12 protein-coding genes are annotated in these 21,046 nt (G+C 68.1%); 1 reads left to right on the forward strand and 11 read right to left on the reverse strand.

Annotated features, from left to right (window positions below; translation table 11 throughout):
- Nucleotides 1–27: 27 nt before the first annotated feature.
- The 10 genes from M1203_RS02860 to ngcE all read right to left on the reverse strand — a co-directional run bounded on the left by M1203_RS02860 (nucleotide 28) and on the right by ngcE (nucleotide 13,935).
- Nucleotides 28–1,686 (reverse strand): glycosyltransferase family 39 protein, encoded by a 1,659-nt coding sequence (locus M1203_RS02860; protein WP_249947842.1) that lies wholly within the window; start codon nucleotides 1,684–1,686, stop codon nucleotides 28–30.
- A 92-nt stretch (nucleotides 1,687–1,778) separates the two neighbouring features.
- Complete coding sequence (locus tag M1203_RS02865) at nucleotides 1,779–3,278, reverse strand: amino acid permease (protein WP_308404827.1); 1,500 nt, start codon at nucleotides 3,276–3,278, stop codon at nucleotides 1,779–1,781.
- Nucleotides 3,279–3,431: 153 nt separating this feature from the next.
- Nucleotides 3,432–5,345 carry a 1-deoxy-D-xylulose-5-phosphate synthase gene (gene dxs, locus M1203_RS02870; RefSeq protein WP_249947843.1) on the reverse strand — a complete coding sequence of 638 codons (1,914 nt, stop codon included), beginning with the start codon at nucleotides 5,343–5,345 and terminating at the stop codon, nucleotides 3,432–3,434.
- A gap of 190 nt (nucleotides 5,346–5,535) precedes the next feature.
- Nucleotides 5,536–6,861 carry a sugar ABC transporter permease gene (locus M1203_RS02875; RefSeq protein WP_249947844.1) on the reverse strand — a complete coding sequence of 442 codons (1,326 nt, stop codon included), beginning with the start codon at nucleotides 6,859–6,861 and terminating at the stop codon, nucleotides 5,536–5,538.
- Nucleotides 6,858–7,646 (reverse strand): ATP-binding cassette domain-containing protein, encoded by a 789-nt coding sequence (locus M1203_RS02880; protein WP_249947845.1) that lies wholly within the window; start codon nucleotides 7,644–7,646, stop codon nucleotides 6,858–6,860. Before M1203_RS02880 ends, M1203_RS02875 begins: the two co-directional genes overlap by 4 nt.
- Nucleotides 7,647–7,890: 244 nt before the next feature.
- Nucleotides 7,891–8,991: a substrate-binding domain-containing protein gene (locus M1203_RS02885; RefSeq protein ID WP_249947927.1), complete on the reverse strand. Its 1,101-nt coding sequence runs from the start codon at nucleotides 8,989–8,991 to the stop codon at nucleotides 7,891–7,893.
- Between the two features lie 133 nt (nucleotides 8,992–9,124).
- Nucleotides 9,125–10,324 (reverse strand): ROK family transcriptional regulator, encoded by a 1,200-nt coding sequence (locus M1203_RS02890; protein ID WP_249947846.1) that lies wholly within the window; start codon nucleotides 10,322–10,324, stop codon nucleotides 9,125–9,127.
- Nucleotides 10,325–10,525: 201 nt separating this feature from the next.
- Entirely contained in the window at nucleotides 10,526–11,461 is a 936-nt protein-coding gene (locus tag M1203_RS02895; protein WP_249947847.1) for a carbohydrate ABC transporter permease, read from the reverse strand.
- Complete coding sequence (locus M1203_RS02900; protein ID WP_249947848.1) at nucleotides 11,461–12,384, reverse strand: carbohydrate ABC transporter permease; 924 nt, start codon at nucleotides 12,382–12,384, stop codon at nucleotides 11,461–11,463. The genes M1203_RS02895 and M1203_RS02900 overlap by 1 nt, the downstream gene beginning before the upstream one ends.
- Nucleotides 12,385–12,489: 105 nt before the next feature.
- Nucleotides 12,490–13,935, reverse strand: a complete 1,446-nt coding sequence (gene ngcE, locus M1203_RS02905; protein WP_249947849.1) for an N-acetylglucosamine/diacetylchitobiose ABC transporter substrate-binding protein — start codon at nucleotides 13,933–13,935, stop codon at nucleotides 12,490–12,492.
- 422 nt (nucleotides 13,936–14,357) lie between these two features.
- Between ngcE and M1203_RS02910 the strand changes: the two genes are divergently transcribed.
- On the forward strand, nucleotides 14,358–18,203 hold the full coding sequence (locus M1203_RS02910; protein ID WP_249947850.1) for a GH92 family glycosyl hydrolase: 3,846 nt from the start codon (nucleotides 14,358–14,360) through the stop codon (nucleotides 18,201–18,203).
- A gap of 85 nt (nucleotides 18,204–18,288) precedes the next feature.
- On the opposite strand, the gene acnA is transcribed toward M1203_RS02910, so the two are convergent.
- Nucleotides 18,289–21,003, reverse strand: a complete 2,715-nt coding sequence (gene acnA, locus M1203_RS02915; RefSeq protein WP_308404828.1) for an aconitate hydratase AcnA — start codon at nucleotides 21,001–21,003, stop codon at nucleotides 18,289–18,291.
- Between the last annotated feature and the right edge of the window lie 43 nt (nucleotides 21,004–21,046).

Consider the following 21,046-nt stretch of genomic DNA (forward strand, 5'->3'; position numbering starts at 1 on the left):
GGCACCGGAGCGCCGGGCGCCGGAGGATCAGTCCCCGGCCCCTGACACGGCCCCTGACCAGCCCGGGGACCGGACGACGGACCTGAGCACGGACGCGCCGCCGGAAGGGGCACCGGACGGGCTCCCGGACGGGCCGCCGGGCGGCTCGCCGGGCTGCTCGCCGGGCGCGGGTACGTAGAGCACCGCTCCGTCGACCGTCCCCGGCAGTGGTTCGTAGTGCCGGGCGAGCAGTCCGCGCAGGGTGGGCAGCCGGTCGGGGGCAAAGGGTTTGCCGCGTGAGTCGTCGACCACCAGTGCGGGCGGGTTCGCGCTCAGTTCGTCGACGAGGACCGGCCAGGTGCCCGCCATCGCGTACTTCTCGCCGACCCGGGGCCCGTCCCGGCCGCCGCTGTAGTTGGTCAGCAGACCGGCCGTCAGATAGCGGCTGGCCGGGGCGCGGTCGGCGAGCCAGTAGACCTCCGGGTGTATCCCCCAGACCAGAACCCGGTCCGTGGGCGCTGTACGGGCCCGTACGGCGTCCGCGAGGCGCTGGGCGTGGGCGAGTTCCGGCCGGGGTGCCAGGACGCCCCAGGTGAGGAACAGCGCGCAGGCGCAGGCCGAGGGGAGCAGAGCGGAGGCGAGCCGGTCGCGGGGCAGCAGCCGCAGCGCGGCGGTCGCCAGGAGCACCAGCGGTGGAAGGAGTTGCAGGAAGTAGTGGCCGAAGAAGTGGAAGCCGAGCAGGACGGCGGCGGACGAGGACGCGAGCCACACCCAGAGGTCGGCGCCCGGTCCGCGGGTGCCGCCGCGGACGCGCAGGGCGCGGACGACGGGGGGCAGCAGTCCCGCGCAGGCGAGGCAGAGCAGCGAGGTGTTGGCCAAGGCCCTGGAGAGCACATGGAGTTCGGAGCCCGTCAGGGTGGCGTACGCGCCCGAGCCGGTCACCGCCCAGAAGAGGAAGCCGGAGGGGGTGGTCAGCAGGGCCACGACGAGTACGGGCAGCACGAGCCCGGCGGCGAGCCGCCCGAGGGCGGCCCGGAAGAGGGGGGCGGGAGTGGTGCGCGCGGTGTTCCAGAGCAGCCACAGGACCGGGGCGAGGACCGCGCCGCCCGTCTGTTTGGTCAGCAGCGCCCCGGCGACGGCGAGCCCGGCGGCGCCCCAGCGGCCCCGGCCCGCGCACCATACCGCCGCGACGGTGAACGGCAGTATGAAGACCTCGAAGGTGGCCGACTGGGTGTCCTCGGGGTTGAGCCCGATGGAGACCAGCGGGTAGAGAACCCCGGCGGTGCGGCCCGCGCGGTCGCCCCAGCGCTCCCGGGCGACGGCGGCGAGCAGCGCCGCGGTGGTCAGTTGGGCGAGGACGGCGAGGGCCTTCATCGCGTACAGGGACTGGTCGCCGAAGAGCGCGAAGGCCGTTTCGTAGAGCCAGGGCAGCAGTGGCGGCTTCCGGTCGACGACGGTGTCGTACAGCGCTCCCCCGGCGGCCAGTATCCGTGCCTGGACGGCGAGATAGCCCTCGTCGGGGCTCCACAGGGGCGGGCGGAAGGAGGGCAGCCGGGTGACGAGCGTCAGCAGCGCGAGAACGGGGAGCAGCCGCCGCCAGTAGCCGGCGCTGGGGCGGACCGGCGGCCGGGCGGGTGCCGGTACGGGGTGCGGGGCGGAACGTCGTGGGGGCGTGACGTACCGGAGGGCGGGCGGCTCGACGACCATGCGCGGCACAGTAACCGGCCCCGCGGTCCGTGCCGGAGCAGGACATACGGGGCCGGACCGCGTGGCGGACCTCACCGCGGGATGACGGACCGTCAGCGGGACAGCCCGAGACGGCTGTGCGCGCGTCCGTACACGACGTACACGACGACGCCGACGGCCATCCAGATACCGAAGCGGAGCCAGGTCTCGGCGGGCAGGTTGAGCATCAGCCACAAGGAGGCGAGCACGGACGCGATCGGCAGATACGGCACCAGCGGGGTGCGGAACGAGCGCGGCAGGTCGGGGCGCCGGTTGCGCAGGATGATGACGCCGACCGCGACCACGACGAAGGCGAACAGCGTTCCGATGTTGACCAGTTCGGCCAGTTCCTCGATGGAGGTGAAGCCGGCGACGATCGCGACGATCACCCCGAGCAGAACGGTGGAGCGGTAGGGCGTGCCGAACCGGTGGTGGACATGGGAGAAGGTACGCGGCAGCAGTCCGTCGCGGCTCATCGCGAAGAACACCCGGGTCTGGCCGAGCAGCAGGATCATGCAGACCGAGGTGAGTCCGACGGCGGCGCCGAAGCTGATCAGCCCGGCCCAGAAGGGATGGCCGACCGACTTGAAGGCGTCGGCGAGCGGCGCGTCCACCGTCAGCTCGCTGTAGTGCTGCATTCCGGTGACGACGAGCGAGACGGCGACATAGAGCACGGTGCAGATGAAGAGGGAGCCGAGGATGCCACGGGGGACATCGCGCTGCGGGTTGACGGTCTCCTCGGCGGCTGTCGCGACGATGTCGAAGCCGATGAAGGCGAAGAACACGACGGCCGCGGCGGTGAAGATGCCGAGGATCCCGAAGTTGGTGGGGGTGTAGCCGGCCATCAGCTGGATGAGCGGGGCCCTGAGCCCGCCGCCGCCGCTGGTCGCCTCGGACGGCGGGATGAACGGCCGGTAGTTGGCGGCGTTGACGAAGAACGCTCCGACGACGATCACGAGCAGGACGACGGTGACCTTGACGCCGACGATGACGCTCGTGACGCGCGAGGAGAGCTTGACGCCGACGACGAGGACGCAGGTCAGGGCGAGGACGAGCAGGAACGCGAGCAGATCGAAGCCGAACTTCCCGTTCTGCGTGCCGGAGAGGAAGTCCGGCAGACTCGCCCCGGCGTTGCCCAGCAGGGAGCGCACATAGCCGGACCAGCCGACCGCGACGACCGCGCAGCCCAGCGCCAGTTCCAGGACGAGGTCCCAGCCGATGATCCAGGCGGGCAGTTCGCCGAGCGAGGCGTACGAGAAGGTGTACGCGGATCCGGCGACCGGGACCGTCGAGGCGAACTCGGCGTAGCAGAGAGCGGCCAGCCCGCAGACGATCCCGGCGACGACGAAGGCGATGGCGGTGGCGGGCCCCGCCGTCTGTCTGGCCACCACACCGGTCAGGACGAAGATGCCGGTACCGATGATCACACCGACGCCGAAGACCGTCAGATCCAGCGCGGAGAGGGACTTCCTGAGCGCGAACTCGGGGTCTTCGGTGTCACGGATCGACTGCTCGACATCCTTGGTACGGAACAGACCGTTTCCGGCCGGTCCCGAGCCCTGCTGCGTACTCACCGGCGTACCTCCGTGTGCGCGTTCATCGGGCCATGATCGAGAGGCGTGCCATTTCCGGGCACCCGATATGGGCGAATTTCACACGGATGGGCCGATTCGTCCACCCTTACAGGGCGGCCCCACCGGCCCATCGGTACAACGCGATACGGAGGATCAGTCGCGGGCGGCCTCGGTGGGCGAGTCCACCAGCCGGCCATCCAGCCTCGCGACCAGACCGGTGACCTGGCGCGCGATGTCCGGTGCGGTCAGCCCGATCTCGGCCATGACCTCCTTGCGGGAGGCGTGGTCGAGGAAGCGCGGCGGAATACCGAAGTCCCGCAGCGGTACGTCGACCCCGGCGTCGCGCAGCGCCTGGGCGATCGCCGAACCGACGCCACCGACCCGGCTGTTGTCCTCGACGGTGACCACCACGCGGTGCTGCTCGGCGAGGGGGGCGAGTGCCTCGTCGACGGGCTTGACCCAGCGCGGGTCGACAACTGTGGCCGAGATGCCCTGTTTGTCAAGAAGGTCGGCGATGTCCAGACACATCGGGGCGAGCGCGCCGACGGAGACCAGCAGGACGTCCGCCGTACCCTCCTCGGTCCTGCGCAGGACGTCCATCCCGCCGACCCGGCCGACGGCGGCGACCGCGGGGCCGACCGCGCCCTTGGAGTAACGGACCACGGTCGGGGCGTTCTCCACCGCCACGGCCTCGCGCAACTGGGCTCGGACCTGGTCGGCGTCGCGCGGGGCCGCGATCCGCAGCCCCGGCACGCACTGGAGCATCGACATGTCCCACATGCCGTTGTGCGAGGCGCCGTCGGTGCCGGTGATGCCGGCCCGGTCCAGGACGAACGTCACACCGCAACGGTGCAGGGCGACATCCATCAGCAGCTGGTCGAAGGCGCGGTTGAGGAAGGTCGCGTAGAGGGCGAACACCGGGTGCACACCGCCGGTGGCCAGGCCCGCGGCGGAGACCGCGCCGTGCTGCTCCGCGATCCCGACGTCGTACACCCGGTCGGGGAAGGCCTTCGCGAACTTCTCCAGACCGACCGGCTGGAGCATGGCGGCCGTGATGGCGACGATGTCCTCGCGCTCATGGCCGAGCTTGACCATCTCCTCGCCGAACACGGAGGTCCAGTCCATGCCGGCGGCGGCGATGGGCAGTCCGGTGTCGGGGTGGATGGGGCCGATACCGTGGAAGTGGTCGGCCTCGTCCTGCTCGGCGGGCTTGTAGCCGCGGCCCTTTTCTGTGATGCAGTGCACGATGACCGGGCCGCCGAATCGCTTCGCCCGTTGCAGCGCGGACTCCAGGGCCTCGATGTCATGACCGTCGATCGGGCCCACGTACTTCAGCCCGAGGTCCTCGAACATGCCCTGCGGTGCGATGAAGTCCTTCAGGCCCTTCTTGGCGCCGTGCAGGGTGTCGTAGAGGGGCCTGCCGACGACCGGTGTGCGGTCCAGGATCTCCTTGCCGCGGGCCAGGAAGCGTTCGTAGCCGTCGGTGATCCGCAGGGTCGCGAGATGGTTCGCGAGACCGCCGATGGTCGGCGCGTACGAACGCTCGTTGTCGTTGACGACGATGACGAGCGGACGGTCCTTGGCGGCGGCGATGTTGTTCAGCGCCTCCCAGGCCATACCACCGGTCAGCGCGCCGTCACCGATCACCGCGACCACATGGTCGTCCTTCTTCAGGACCTCGTTGGCCTTGGCGAGACCGTCGGCCCAGCCCAGCACGGTGGAGGCGTGGGAGTTCTCGATGATGTCGTGGTCGGACTCGGCGCGGGACGGATAGCCGGAGAGCCCGTTCCTGTTCCTGAGCCTGGAGAAATCCTGACGGCCGGTGAGCAGCTTGTGGACGTACGACTGGTGCCCCGTGTCGAAGAGGACCTTGTCCTTGGGGGAGTCGTACACACGGTGCAGGGCGATGGTCAGCTCGACGACACCGAGGTTGGGACCGAGGTGGCCGCCGGTCTTGGAGACCGCCTCCACGAGGAAGGACCGGATCTCTCCGGCCAGCTGCGTCAGCTGCTCCGGGCCGAGCCGGTCCAGATCGCGTGGTCCCCTGATGCGGGTCAGCAACGCCACCCGTGCCTCCTTGGGTATGAGCTGTCGAGCATGCCGATCTGGCGAGTCTAATGTTCCACTCGCGCGAGTGGTCGGCGGGCGGTGCATCCCACGTCACCCGATCGACGGTAGGTACGTCATATCGGCTGCGCCCGGAGCAGCGCCGTGCCCGGCACCACGAGGGTGCCGGGCACGGCGCGCGGGACCGCGGTCAGGCGCGGCCCGCGGTCTTCTGGGTCTTGCGTGTGACGGAGTCGATGACGACGGTGGCCAGCAGCACACCACCGGTGATCATGTACTGGATCGGGGTGGCGATGCCCTCAAGCGCCAGTCCGTACTGGATCGAGGTGATGACCATGACACCGAGCAGCGCGTTCCAGGTACGGCCCCGGCCACCGAAGAGGCTGGTGCCACCGATGACGGCCGCCGCGATCGCGTTCATCAGCAGATCGCCGGTGCCGGCGCCCTGGTTGGCCGCGGCGATCTTGGAGGCGATGAAGAGACCGCCGATGGCCGCGAACGTACCGGCGATCGAGTAGACCGAGACCCGGATCAGCGTGACGTTGATACCCGCGCGGCGGGACGCCTCGACACTGCCGCCCAGCGCGAAGACCTTGCGACCGTAGGTCGTGCGCCGCAGTACGAAATCGGTCGCCACCAGGACCAGCAGGAAGATGACCGGCGCGAGGGGCAGACCCTTGTACTGGTTGAACATGAACGCCGCGGCGAAGGCCACGATCGCGAGGACGGCCGTGCGCAGCGCGGTCTCGCTGACCGGCCTGGACGGGACCCCGGCCGCCTCGCGGCGGCGGTTCTCCAGGAAGGAGGTCAGGAAGAACGCCACGACCGCGACGAGGGCGAGCCCGTAGGCCGCCGCGACATCGGTGAAGTAGTAGGTGGTGAGCTTCGCCACCAGACCGTCGGAGTTCAGGTTGATGGTGCCGTTGTCGCCCAGGATCTGGAGCATGAAGCCGAGCCAGAAGAGCAGACCGGCCAGGGTGACGGCGAACGCGGGCGCGCCGACGCGGGCGAAGAAGAAGCCGTGGATCGCGCCGATGACCGCGCCGCTGAGGATGGCGACCACCAGGGCCAGGAACTCGTTCATGCCGTGGGTGACGCTCAGTACGGCCACGATGGCGCCCGACACACCGCTGACCGAGCCGACCGAGAGGTCGATCTCACCGAGCAGCAGGACGAAGACGATACCGACGGCGATCATGCCGGTGCCGACCATGGCCACGGAGATGTTGCTCAGGTTCTCCGCGGACAGGAAGTTGGAGTTCAGGCTCTGGAAGACCACGCAGATGATGAGCAGCCCGACCACGACCGGGAGCGAGCCCAGATCACCGGCGCGTATCTTGCGCTTGAACTCAGCGACATAGCCCGCGAATCCCTGCTCGCGCACCAGCAGTCGGGGGTCCACCGCGGTGACCGCGCCTTCCGCCGCGGCGGGGGCGTCGACCTGGGCGGGGATCGTCTCTCCCGGGGTCTCGCCCGGGGTCTTCTCAAGAGACGTGGAGGTCTTGTCCGTACTCACTTCTGAACCTCCACGGTGCGCGACGCGCGGCGGGTCACGGCATTGTCCGTGGCGCCGGTGATGGCGGCGATGATCTCTTCCTGAGAGGTGGACGCGACGTCGAAGACGCCGTTGTTGCTGCCCAGCCTGAGCACCGCCACCTTGTCGGCGACGGCCTTCACATCGGCCATGTTGTGGCTGATGAGCAGCACGGCGAGACCGCGCTCGCGCAGCCGCTCGACGAGGTCGAGCACCTGCGCCGTCTGCTCGACGCCCAGGGCCGCCGTCGGCTCGTCGAGGATGACGAGCTTGGGGTCGCCGAGCATCGACCGGGCGATGGCCACGGTCTGGCGCTGACCGCCGGAGAGCGAGGCGATCGGGATACGGACACTGGGAATCCGGATCGACAGTGTGGTGAGCAGCTCACGCGAGCGGCGCTCCATCTCGACCTCGTTGAGGACACCCCAGCTGCGGAGTTCCCTGCCGAGATAGAGATTGCCGACGACGTCGATGTTGTCGCAGAGCGCCAGGTCCTGGTAGACGGTCGCGATGCCCAGGTTCTGGGCGTCGTGCGGCCGGTCGATCGAGACGGGCCTGCCCTCCCACTCGATGACGCCGTCATCGATGGGGTGTACGCCGGCGATGGTCTTCACCAGCGTTGATTTCCCGGCGCCGTTGTCGCCCACGAGGGCGATCACCTCACCGGAGTGGACCTCAAGCTCTACGTCGGTGAGCGCCTGAACGGCACCGAATCGCTTGGAGACCCCTCGCAACGCCAGCACGGGCGTAGCGGTCACGTGAACCATCTCCTTCGCCGCCTGACCGGCGGGGATGCCGCGCCGGGGGGAGGCGCGGAGGTCGAGCAGAAGAGACGAGCAAGGGGCCGGCCGCGCGGGTCCTGATCACGGACGCCGCGCGACACGGCACGCGGGGCGCACCGGCGGGCCGGGGTGGTTCCATCCGGCACCCCGCCCCAGCTGCGGGGCGTTGACGGGCGGGGTGCCGGACAGGCTTGCACCGGGGGCGGTCACCGGACGGTCCCCGAGCGGACTACTTCAGACCGATCGCGTCACAGCCGGCCTTGTACTTGTCGGTGCAGATCTCACCGACGGTGTAGATGCCTTCCTTGATGACCGTGTCGTTGATGTTGTCCTTGGTCAGCGACACGACCGGGACGAGCACGGAGGGGACACCCTTGGTGGTCGGGCTGTCCACGGTGCTCTTGGCGATGGAGTCGAGCTTCTCGCCCTTGGCGAGCGCGACGGCCATCTCGGCGGCCACGGCCGCCTCCTGCGGGTAGGACTTGTAGACGCTCATGAACTGCTCGCCCGTGACGATGCGCTGCACCCCGGCGAGTTCGGCGTCCTGGCCGGTGACCGGCGGGAGCGTGCTGAAGCCGGCGCCCTTGAGCGCGGTGATGATGCCGCCCGCCATGCTGTCATTGGCGGAGTAGACGCCGATGATCTTGTCCTTGCCAATGGCGGAGATGGCGCCTTCCATGTTGGCGTTGGCGTTCTCCGGCTTCCACTCCTTGGTGTCGTACTCCTTGCCGATGTTCACCTTGCCGTCGAGCTCGGAGTGCGCGCCCTTCTTGAACAGGGCGGCGTTCGGGTCGGTGACGGCGCCGTTCATCATCACGATCTGACCCGACTTGGCCTTGTCGCCGAGCGCTTCGAGGAGCGCCTTGCCCTGGACCCGGCCGACCTCTTCGTTGTCGAAGGAGGTGTAGGCGTCGATCGGCCCCTCGGCGAGACGGTCGTACGCCACGACCGGTATGCCCGCCTCCTTGGCCTTCTTCACCGAGCTGGCGATGGCCTTGGAGTCGACCGCGTCCACGACCAGCACATCGACCTTGTTGGTGACCATGGTGTCGGCCTGCTGGTTCTGCAGCGTCGCGTCCTGCTTGGCGTTCGCGTAGACGACCTTGCCCGTGCCGTCGGTCAGCTCGCTGACCTTCTTCTCGATCAGCGGCTTGTCGAACTTCTCGTACCGCGCGGTCTGGTTCTCCGGCAGCAGCAGGCCGACCGTGATCGGGCCCTTCTTGTCCGACGCGGACGCTTCGGCCTTGTCGCCTGACTCCTTGGCGCTGCCACAGGCGGCGAGGGAGACGGCCATAGCGGTAGCGGCGGTGGCCACGGCAGCACGACGCATCTTTGCGCTCACTTCAAAAACCTCCCTGACGAGGCCGCGTCGTTGCGGCCGAGGTGGCAGGAAGTCAACTCCGGCGCGAGGCCAGCGTCAAGGAGTAAATCCTTAACGAGATGACAACGGTGCCATTCGTTATCTAAGTGAAGGCAGGAGTCCCTGCCGGGAGGGCGCTCTCCAGAAGAGTCGAATCACCCATCTCGCTCAGGACGAGGGCGAGCGCGCCCAGCACCTCGGCGCGGCCCCCGAGCGCCCCGGGGAGCACCGACAACTGCCGTGCCGCGCTGGGGATCGCGTACCGGGAGACGGACTCGCGTATGGGCCCGAGCACCAGTTCCCCAGCCTCCGCCAGATCCCCCCCGAGCACCACCCGGCTGGGGTTGAGGAGATTGCAGAGATTGGCCACGCCACTGCCGATGTGCCTGCCGACATCGGCGATCACCCGGCGGCAGCCCGGATCGCCCTCCCTGGCGAGCTGGACGACACGCTCCATGGTGAGATCCACGCCATGGCTGGGCCGGAGCAGCGGCAGTACGTAGCGGGCCGCCGTGAAGGTCTCCAGGCAGCCTCGGTTGCCGCAGCGGCAGACGGGGCCCGACTCGTCGAGCGTGATGTGGCCGATCTCGCCGGCCGTACCGCCGGGGCCTCGGTAGATCTGGCCGTCTATCACCAGCCCGGAGCCGACCCCGCTGGCGACCTTGATGTAGGCGAGGTCCCTGACCCCGCGACCGCTCCCCCAGACCAGCTCGCCGAGTGCGCCGAGGTTGGCGTCGTTGTCGACGTACACCGGTACGCCGAGCCGCCCGGCCAGCTCGTCGCTCGGGTTGATGCCGGTCCAGCCGGGGAGGATCGAGGTGGAGCCGAGCGTGCCCGACTCGACGTCTATCGGCCCGGGGACACCGAGGCCGACGCCGATCACCTTCTGGCGGCTGACTCCGGTGGTGACGATCAGCCGCTCGACCAGTTCCTCGGCCCGGCCGAAACCCTGCGCGGACGAGGCGTCCACATCCAGGGGCTCCGACTCCTCCGCGAGCACCTGATGGGCCAGATTGCCGACCGCCACCCGCAGATGCGTATGACCGAAATCCACCCCGATGACGATGCCCGCGTCCCCGCTGAGCGAGACGCTGCGGGCCCGGCGGCCACCCGCCGAGGTGGGCGTGACCTGGACAGTCCCGCCCTCCTTCAGCTCACGGACGATATTGGAGACCGTGGCCGCCGACAGTCCCGTGCTTCTGGCGATCTCCGCCTGGGTGAGCGAACCGGCCATGCGCACCGCCCGCACGACCCGTTCGAGGTTGGCCCGGTGCAGAGACGACTGCGACCCCGGAGTCTCCACGACTCATCCACTCCTGCCCTTGGCGGACGGCACGACCACCGCCCCCGGCCGGGGCCGCGCCAATGAGACCCCGACGTATCTCCAACTTGTGAACCCTAAGCTCAGCCTTTGGGGCGCCTTCCCGTCAAGACCTTGAGCGATCGGAACACGCCGAACCGCCCGCCGGCCGAGGCCGACGGGCGGGTTCGTCCGGCTGACGCGCTACTTCAGCGCTCCCGCCGTCAGCCCGGCGACCACCTGGCGCTGGAAGATGATGTACGCGGCGAGCACGGGCAGCATCGCCATCACCAGCCCGGCGAAGAGACCTGACCAGTCCCCCTTGTATCCCTGGCTGACGGCGAGCTGGACCAGCCCCTGGGAGAGGACCTTGTGGTCCGGGTCGGTGTTGAGCACCGTGGGCAGCAGGTACTGGTTCCACTGCCCGAGGAAGTTGAAGATACCGACGCTGATCAGACCCGGCTTGGCCATCGGCAGCATCACCTGGAAGAAGGTCCTGGTGTGCGAGGCCCCGTCGATGATCGCCGCTTCCGCCACCGAGGTCGGCAGCGTTCTGAAGAACGAGGTCAGGAAGAAGACCGTGAACGGCAGCGAGTACGCGATGTAGACCAGGATCAGACCGTGGATCGTGTTCAGCAGGCCCATATTGTTCATGACATAAAACAACGGGACCAGCGCGAGGATGATCGGGAAGCTCATCCCGCCGATGAACAAGTAGTAGATGAGCCGGTTGCCGGGGAACTCGAAGCGGGCCAGCACATACGCCGCCATCGAGCCGAGCAGCAGCGTGCCGAACAGTGAACCCGCCACCACCAGAACGGTGTTGAGGAAGTAGTCGCTCATATGCGCCTGGGTCCAGGCGCGCGACCAGTTCTCGAAGTGCAGCGTGTCCGGCAGGGACCACGGCGAGGTGAAGATCGACTTGTCGTCCTTGAAGGACGTCATCACCGCCCACAGCAGCGGCATCGCGACCAGGAAGGCCCAGATGACGAGCACGCCGTGGGAGAAGACATTGAGCACGCCGCCGGTCTTCGACTCCTTGTCGGGCGGGGCGGCCGTCTTGGTCACGGGGGGCCGGGTCCGTACGGCGTCCGCCGGCGGAGGCGTGTCGGCGGGGGGAGGGGTCTCAGTGGTCTTCATCAGAACTCCAGCCGCTCACGTCGACCCAGCCGCATCACGATGGCGGCGAAGGCCAGCGTGACGACGAGGAGGGCGACACCGATCGTGGTCGCATAGGCCGCCTGACCGTCACGGAACGCCTTCTGGTAGACGAGCAACGTCAGCACATTGGTGGAATCGGCGGGACCGCCGGGACCCACGGTCATGATCTGGACGACCGCGAAGGACTCCGCGCCCAGGGCGAGAATGCCCATGTAGACCCAGCCGGACTGCACGGTGTCCCACAGCAGCGGCAGGGTGATCCGGAAGAAGGTGGTGACACGGCTCGCGCCGTCCAGCAGCGCCGCCTCGTAGAAGTCCTTCGGAATGGAGGCCATGCCCGCGGAGAAGAGAACGACGAAGAAGCCCGTCGTGCTCCACACCAGGACGGCCATCACACACCACAGCGCGAGGTTCGGATCGCCCAGCCAGTCCGGCTTCACGCTGTCCAGACCGATCGCGCTGAACGCGGAGTTGATGGCGCCGCTGTTCGGGTTGTACGCGAACTGGAAAAGCAGGGCGACGATCGCGATCGAGAGCACTTGCGGGAAGAAGTAGACGATCTTGTAGAACGAGGATCCGCGGACCCCCGCGACGGCCGCCCCCTTCCGGCTGCGCCCGCCGACATTCAGCATGAAGGCGAAGAACAGCGCGAGGCCGAGGACCACCACGGGCAGCAGAAGCGCGAAGATCAGACTGTGCTGGAGAGAACTCCAGAAGGTGTCGTCGTCGAGCATCCGGATGTAGTTGTCGAAGCCCACCATCGTGAAGTCAGGGCTGAGACCGGTCCAGTCCGTGAACGAGTAATAGATGGACTGGATGAATGGCCATACGACGAAGAGCGCGTATATCGCCAGGGGGAATACCAGAAACCCCACAATGAACCGGTACTTGCCGTGTTGCATGTCTCCCGACCCCGAATCTCCGGCGGGTGCCGCCGTGCTGCCTTGGGGGCCCGTGCGACGGGCCGGAACCGGAAGCCCCGGCGGGGCCTCCGGTCACTTCCACTCCTACTGGTGCTTGTAGTGCTTGATGGAGGTGTCCTTGGCAGCCGCGTCGGCGTACTCCTGGCACTTGTTGATGGCCTCGACGGGGGTGAGACGTCCGGCCATCATCTCGCCGAGCGCGCCCACGCCGATCTTCTCCTTCTGGAGCGCCACGTACCAGTCCTGGAGCCGGGGGTTGAGCACATTGGCACCGGCCTTGGCCAGCGCGTCCACCCCGGCCTGCAGCGCGCTGGAGAGGGTGAGTCCGTCGGTGCCGCCGTTGAAGGAGCTCAGCGACTTCACCTTGGACGTGAAGTTCTTCGACGACGCCTCGCTGAGCATGATGCGCAGCTGCTCCATGCCGCCGTCGGGGTTCTTGGCGTTCGCCGGTACGACGAAGGGCTCGCCGCCTGACGCCCAGAGCGTGCCGAAGGGGAGCTTGTCCGAGCTGTCCAGGCTGGACGGCGCGGCCACCTTCATCTGGAAGTCCGCCGGCGTCGTCTTCGCCGCCTCGTTCTCCACCCAGGAGCCGTTCGGGATGAACAGCGCCTTGCCCTCGGTCCACGCGGTCTGCGACTGGATGTGGTCGAGACCCGGGGTGCCCTGGAGGATGTAGCCCTTCTTGAAGAGCTCGAAGTACGCCTCGAAGGCGGACTTCACCGCAGGGTGCTTCCAGGCGCCCGGCTCCAGGTTGTCAATGGCGTCGAGGACCTCGCGGCCGCCGATCTTGCCGATGAACGGGTAGAGCGAGAAGGGGAGGTAGTACGGGTACTTGCCGGCGTACGTCCAGCCCGCGATGCCCTGCTTCTTGGCCTTCGCGCAGAGGGCCAGCATGGCGTCCCAGTCCTCGGGGTACTCCGCGTCGAGCTTGTCGAGCGCGGTCTGCGAGTACCACACGCCGTAGACGGTGTAGGCGTAGTAGAGGATCCAGACCGGGTCGCCGTCGAACTGACCCATCTCCACGACACCGGGGCGCAGCGTCTCGCGGACCTTCTTGGCCGGGTCGTCGATGGAGGGCGCGTCCAGCAGCGGGGTGAGGTCGGCGAGCTGCTTCTTGCCGACGAGAACGCCCATGTCCATCTGCTCGGCGCCCGAGTTGTCGATCAGGTCGGGCGGGGTGCCGCCGTTGAAGCGCGGCTGCAGCTCGGACTGGATCTTCTGGGTCGGGGTGAACTTCACCTTGGCCCCGGGGAACGCCTTCTCGTACTCCTTGACGGCGTCCGTGGCGTACTCCGTACCGAATCCGCCGTCGAACAGGACGAAGTCGAGAGGCGCGCTCGCGTTCACCCCGAGCGGGTTCTTCTCGGTCGCCTCGCCCTTCTCGACCTTCTTGTCGCTCCCGCTGTCGCCACTGGCACAAGAGGCCAGGAAGCTCATCGTCGGGACGGTGATCAGACCGATCGCGGCGGACCGCTTGATCACATCACGACGGCCAAGGCCCTCGCTGTTCTGAGCGGAGGTGGATCCCATGCTCAAGTCCTCGCCTTCTCCAGGACTCAGGCGGTGTACCGGTCGCCCGTCCTTCTCTTCTGAGGCGAAGGGCCCCGCCACCGCGGTCAAATGAAGCTGGGTCGTGCGGAATTGCTGTGCTTGATCGTGCTGGGTCGTGCTCGATCGCAACGCTTGGCCGGACGCGACAGGTATAGTCCACTTCCCGCCGACGGGGCAAGATCGAAAGCAGGTTTGGACGGCAGTCTTTCCCGAGTTGAGACCTCGTGGATATCTGAGCCGGGTGTGTACTCATTCGACCACCTCGGTCTCTCAAGAATGAGCCATTCCGATCACGCCATCCCGGCAACACCCTTGACACCACACGTCACTTGGCCCCTACTGGACCCTGCGCTTCGTTTGACAACGTTGTCCAACTTGGTACGCAGGATGAAAGGCTCGGTATGCGGCAGAGAACCGGACCCCGGCACAGACAATGGCATACGGCCGCCCTGGTGGCGGCCGCCTCACTGCTCGTCGTCACAGCACAGTCGGCGGCTATCGCACAACCCGCCCAACCGAAGTCGGCGGAAAGGGAATTCACCTCCTCCTTCGAGGCGGATGAACCCCAGCCGGACTGGCGCAATACCGTCGAAGTGGGGCCTGACGGGGCGAAGCGGGCATCCGGCGTCGACGGCGGCTTCACCAACGGGATTCCGGGCAATGTCACCGACCGGGTCGTGGAGTTGCGCGCGAGCGGGGAGAACACGGGCGGCGGTGAGACCAAGGAGAACCTCATCGACGTCCAGTCGGCCACGAAGTGGCTGGCGTTCGAGCCGACCGCCTGGATCGAGTTCGATCTCGACGCGCCGGTCAAGGTCGTCACGTACGCGCTGACCTCGGCGAACGACCACGACGAGCGCGACCCCAAGGACTGGACGCTCCAGGGCTCCACCGACGGCAAGGAGTGGAAGGAGCTGGACTCCCGGAAGGGCGAGACCTTCACGGAGCGGTTCCAGACCAAGTCCTACGACATCGCCGTCCCGGGCCAGGCCGCCTACCAGCACTTCCGGCTGGACATCACGGCGAACAACGGCGCCTCCGACGCGACCCAGCTGGCCGACGTGCAGTTCTCCGACGGGGACACGAGCACACCCGCGCCCCAGGACATGCGCACCCAGGTGGACCGCGGCCCCTCCGGCTCCCCCACCGCCAAGTCCGGCGCCGGATTCACCGGTACGAAGGCGCTGAAGTACGCCGGTACGCACCAGGGGGACGGGCGGGCGTACTCGTACAACAAGGTCTTCGACGTCCACACCGCCATACGGCGCGACACCGCGCTCTCGTACCGGATCTATCCCTCCCTCCCGGAGACGGATCTGAACTATCCGGCCACGAATGTCTCGGTCGATCTCGCCTTCACCGACGGCACCTATCTGAGTGATCTGAAGGCCACCGACGCGCACGGCGGGCTGCTGACGCCTCAGGGCCAGGGCGACGCCAAGCGGCTCTATGTCAACCAGTGGAACCAGGTGGACGCCCGGATCGGCGCCGTGGCGGCGGGCAAGACCGTCGACCGGATCCTGGTGGCGTACGACTCCCGCAAGGGCCCGGCGAAGTTCCAGGGCTGGATCGATGACATCAGCCTGGCGCCCAAGGCCCCCGAGAAGCGGCTGGCGCATCTGTCGGACTACGCCTCCACCACCCGCGGCACGAACTCCAGCGGCTCGTTCTCGCGCGGAAACACCTTCCCCGCGACCGCCGTGCCCCATGGCTTCAACTTCTGGACGCCGGTGACCAACGCCGGTTCCACCAGCTGGCTCTACGAGTACAGCCGAGCCAACAACGCCGACAATCTGCCGACCGTGCAGGCCTTCAGCGCCAGCCATGAGCCGAGCCCCTGGATGGGCGACCGGCAGACCTTCCAGGTGATGCCGTCGGTGGCCGCCGGGACACCCGAGGCGTCCCGTACCGCGCGGGCGCTGCCCTTCCGGCACGAGAACGAGATCGCGAAGCCGCACTACTACGGCGTGACGTTCGAGAACGGTCTCAAGACCGAGATGACCCCGACCGACCACGCGGCGATGATGCGGTTCACCTATCCCGGTGACAACGCCAGCATGGTGTTCGACAACATCTCCAACGCGGGGGGACTCACCCTCGACCCGGCGACCCGTTCCTTCTCCGGCTTCTCCGACGTGAAGAGCGGACTGTCGACCGGCGCGACACGGCTCTTCGTCTACGGCGTCTTCGACGCGCCGGTCACCGCGAGCGGCAAGCTCTCCGGCGGCGGGGGCGCCGATGTCACCGGCTATCTGCGCTTCGACGCCGGCAAGGACCGTACCGTCACCCTGCGGCTCGCGACCTCGCTGATCAGCCTCGACCAGGCGAAGAAGAACCTCTCCGACGAGATCCCCGCCACCACCCGCTTCGAGCGGGTCAAGGACCGGGCGCAGAGCGCCTGGGACGACATCCTGGGGCGGGTGGAGGTGGAGGGCGCGGACCACGACCAGCTGACCACGCTCTACTCCAGCCTCTACCGGCTGTATCTGTATCCCAACTCCGGTTTCGAGAACACCGGTACGAAGTCCCGCCCGAAGCAGCAGTACGCCAGCCCGTTCTCGCCGCGGACGGGGGCCGACACCCCGACCCAGACCGGCGCGAAGATCGTCGACGGCGAGGTGTATGTCAACAACGGCTTCTGGGACACCTACCGGACGACCTGGCCCGCGTACTCCTTCCTCACCCCGAAGAAGGCCGGTGAGCTGGTGGACGGCTTCGTCCAGCAGTACAAGGACGGCGGCTGGATCTCCCGCTGGTCCTCCCCCGGCTACGCGGACCTGATGACCGGCACCAGCTCGGACGTGGCCTTCGCCGACGCCTACGTCAAGGGTGTCGACTTCGACGCGGAGGCGGCGTACGAGGCGGCGCTGAAGAACGCGACCGTGGTGCCGCCCAGCTCCGGTGTGGGCCGCAAGGGCATGGAGACATCGCCGTTCCTCCGCTACGCCTCCACGGAGACCCATGAGGGTCTGTCCTGGTCGCTGGAGGGCTACCTCAACGACTACGGCCTGTCGAAGATGGGCGAGGCGCTCTACAAGAAGACGAAGAAGGAGCGCTACAAGGAGGAGTCCGAGTACTTCCGCAACCGCGCCCAGAACTATGTCTCGCTCTTCGACTCGAAGGCCGGCTTCTTCCAGGGCCGTAACCTCAAGGGCGACTGGCGGGTCCCCTCCGACTCGTTCGATCCGCGAGTGTGGGGCTACGACTACACCGAGACGAACGCGTGGGGCTACGCCTTCACGGCGGTCCAGGACAGCCGCGGGCTCGCCAACCTCTACGGCGGGCGCTCCGGTCTCGCGGACAAGCTGGACACCTACTTCGCGACCCCCGAGACGGCGGGACCCGAGTTCGTCGGCTCGTACGGCGGTGTCATCCACGAGATGACGGAGGCGCGCGACGTACGGATGGGGATGTACGGCCACTCCAACCAGGTCGCCCACCACGCCGCGTACATGTACAACGCGGCCTCGCAGCCCTGGAAGACGCAGGAGAAGGTGCGCGAGGTCCTGGGACGGCTCTATGTCGGCAGCGAGATCGGCCAGGGCTACCACGGCGACGAGGACAACGGCGAGCAGTCCGGGTGGTACCTCTTCTCCGCGCTCGGCTTCTATCCGCTCGTGATGGGCAGCGGGGAGTACGCGATCGGCTCGCCGCTCTTCACCAAGGCGACCGTCCATCTGGACAACGGCCGCACGCTGGTCGTCAAGGCGCCGAAGAACAGCGACAAGAACATCTACGTCCAGGGCCTGAAGGTCAACGGCAAGTCCTGGAACTCCACGGCGCTCCCGCACGATGTGCTGGCGCGCGGCGGGCAGTTGGAGTTCGCGATGGGTCCGAAGCCGTCGTCCTGGGGCACGGGTGAGAACGCCGCGCCGGTCTCGATCCAGCAGGACGACAAGGCGCCGTCGCCGCGCACCGACGCGCTGACCGCGTCGGGCCCGCTCTTCGACGACTCCTCGCGCACCTCGGCCCCGGTCGAGTCCGTGGAGCTGCCGGTGGCGTCGGCGACGAAGGCGGTCCAGTACACCCTGACGTCCGCCGCGGCGACGAAGGCCCCGACCGGCTGGACGCTCCAGGGCTCGGCGGACGGCACGACCTGGCGCGACCTGGACACCCGCTCGGGCCAGTCGTTCGGCTGGGACCGGCAGACCCGGGTCTTCACCGTCGGCGAGCCGGGGTCATACGCGAAGTACCGCCTGGTGAGCGACGCCCCGTCGACCCTGGCGGAGGTGGAGCTGCTGCGCTAGCCACGTGGTTCGCGCGCTGAACGGCGAGGGCCGTGCCCCGTACTCTCCGTACGGGACACGGCCCTCGTTTCCGTCGCAGCGCCCGCTACTTGCGGATCAGGCTGCGCAGCACGTACTGCATGATGCCGCCGTTGCGGTAGTAGTCCGCCTCACCGGGGGTGTCGATACGGACGACCGCGTCGAACTCGACGCCGGTGTCCGTCGTCACCTTGACCGTGCGCGGGGTGGTGCCGTTGTTCAGCTCCGTCACGCCGGTGAAGGAGAAGGTCTCCTCGCCGGTCAGGCCCAGGGCCCCCGCCGAGGCGCCTTCCGGGTACTGGAGCGGCAGCACGCCCATGCCGATCAGGTTCGAGCGGTGGATGCGCTCGTACGACTCGGCGATGACGGCCTTCACGCCGAGCAGCGCGGTGCCCTTGGCGGCCCAGTCGCGGGACGAGCCCGAGCCGTACTCCTTGCCCGCCAGGACGACCAGCGGGGTGCCGGCGGCCTGGTAGTTCTGGGAGGCGTCGTAGATGAAGGAGACCGGGGCGCCCTCGACGGTGAAGTCGCGGGTGAAGCCGCCCTCCGTGCCCGGCGCGATCTGGTTGCGCAGCCGGATGTTGGCGAAGGTGCCGCGGATCATGACCTCGTGGTTGCCGCGGCGGGAACCGTACGAGTTGAAGTCGCGGCGCTCGACGCCGTGCTCCGTCAGATACTTCCCGGCCGGGGTGTCGGCCTTGATCGCACCCGCCGGGGAGATGTGGTCGGTGGTGACCGAGTCGCCGAGCTTCGCCAGCACGCGCGCGCCGGTGATGTCCTCGACCGGGGAGGTCTCCATCGTCATGCCCTCGAAGTACGGGGGCTTGCGGACGTAGGTGGACCGCGGGTCCCACTCGAAGGTGTTGCCGGTCGGGATCGGCAGCGCCTGCCACTGCGCGTCGCCCGCGAAGACGTCCGCGTAGGACTTGTTGAACATGTCCTCGCCGATGGCGTTGGCGACGACGTCGTTGACCTCGGCCTCGGTCGGCCAGATGTCCGCGAGGTGGACCGGCTTGCCGTCCTGGTCGATGCCGAGGGCGTCCTTGGTGATGTCCACCTTCATGGAGCCGGCCAGGGCGTACGCGACGACCAGCGGCGGCGACGCCAGGTAGTTCATCTTGACGTCCGGGTTGATCCGGCCCTCGAAGTTGCGGTTGCCGGAGAGCACCGAGGTGACGGCGAGGTCGTGCTCGTTGACCGCCTTGGAGACCTCCTCGGGCAGCGGGCCCGAGTTGCCGATGCAAGTGGTGCAGCCGTAACCGACGAGGTTGAAGCCGACCTTGTCGAGGTACGGGGTGAGGCCCGCCTTGTCGAAGTAGTCGGTGACGACCTTCGAGCCCGGGGCGAGCGTGGTCTTGACCCACGGCTTGCGGGTCAGGCCCTTCTCGACCGCCTTCTTGGCCACCAGCGCGGCGGCGACCATGACATACGGGTTCGAGGTGTTGGTGCAGGAGGTGATCGCGGCGACGGTGACGGCGCCGTGGTCGATCTCGTACGTCGTCCCGTCGGGGGCCGTGACCAGGGTCGGGCGGGTCGGCACGCCGTTGGCGGAGGCCGGGGCGTCGGAGGCCGGGAAGGACTCCTTGCCCGCCTCCTCGTCCTCGGAGACGTAGTTGCGTACGTCCTCGGCGAACTTCTCCTTGGCCTCGGCCAGGATGATGCGGTCCTGGGGGCGCTTCGGGCCCGCGATGGAGGGGACGACCGTAGCGAGGTCCAGCTCCAGCTTCTCGGAGAAGTCGGGCTCGGCGGCCGGGTCGAGCCAGAGGCCCTGCTCCTTGGCGTACGCCTCGACGAGGGCGACCTGCTGGTCGCTGCGGCCGGTCAGGCGCAGGTACTTCAGCGTCTCGTCGTCGATCGGGAAGATCGCGGCGGTGGAGCCGAACTCCGGCGACATGTTGCCGATGGTGGCGCGGTTGGCGAGGGAGGTGGCGGCGACGCCCTCACCGTAGAACTCGACGAACTTGCCGACGACGCCGTGCTTGCGCAGCATCTCGGTGATCGTCAGGACCAGGTCGGTGGCGGTGGTGCCGGCCGGCAGCTCGCCGGTCAGCTTGAAGCCGACGACGCGCGGGATGAGCATCGAGACGGGCTGGCCGAGCATCGCGGCCTCGGCCTCGATACCGCCGACGCCCCAGCCCAGCACGCCGAGGCCGTTGACCATGGTGGTGTGCGAGTCGGTCCCGACGAGGGTGTCGGGGTACGCCTGGCCGCCCCGGACCATGACCGTACGGGCCAGGTGCTCGATATTGACCTGGTGGACGATGCCGGTGCCCGGCGGGACGACCTTGAACTCGTCGAACGCGGTCTGGCCCCAGCGCAGGAACTGGTAGCGCTCCTTGTTGCGGCCGTACTCCAGCTCCACGTTCTGCGCGAAGGACTCCGGCGTGCCGAACTTGTCGGCGATCACGGAGTGGTCGATGACCAGCTCGGCGGGGGCCAGCGGGTTGATCTTCGCCGGATCGCCGCCCAGCTCCTTCACGGCCTCACGCATGGTGGCGAGGTCCACGACACAGGGCACACCGGTGAAGTCCTGCATGATCACCCGGGCCGGGGTGAACTGGATCTCCTGGCTCGGCTGCGCCTGGGAGTCCCAGGAGCCGATGGAGCGGATGTGGTCGGCGGTGATGTTCGCGCCGTCCTCGGTGCGGAGCAGATTCTCCAGCAGCACCTTCAGGCTGTAAGGGAGGCGGGCCGAGCCCTCGACCTTGTCCAGCCTGAAGATCTCGTACGACTCGTCGCCCACGCGCAGCGTGCTGCGGGCGTCGAAGCTGTTCGCCGACACGACAGTCTCCTTCATCAATGTGCGCGTACTACCGTCATGCTGC

This window comes from Streptomyces sp. 35G-GA-8 (assembly GCF_023534745.1).
In the GTDB taxonomy this organism is placed as follows: domain Bacteria; phylum Actinomycetota; class Actinomycetes; order Streptomycetales; family Streptomycetaceae; genus Streptomyces.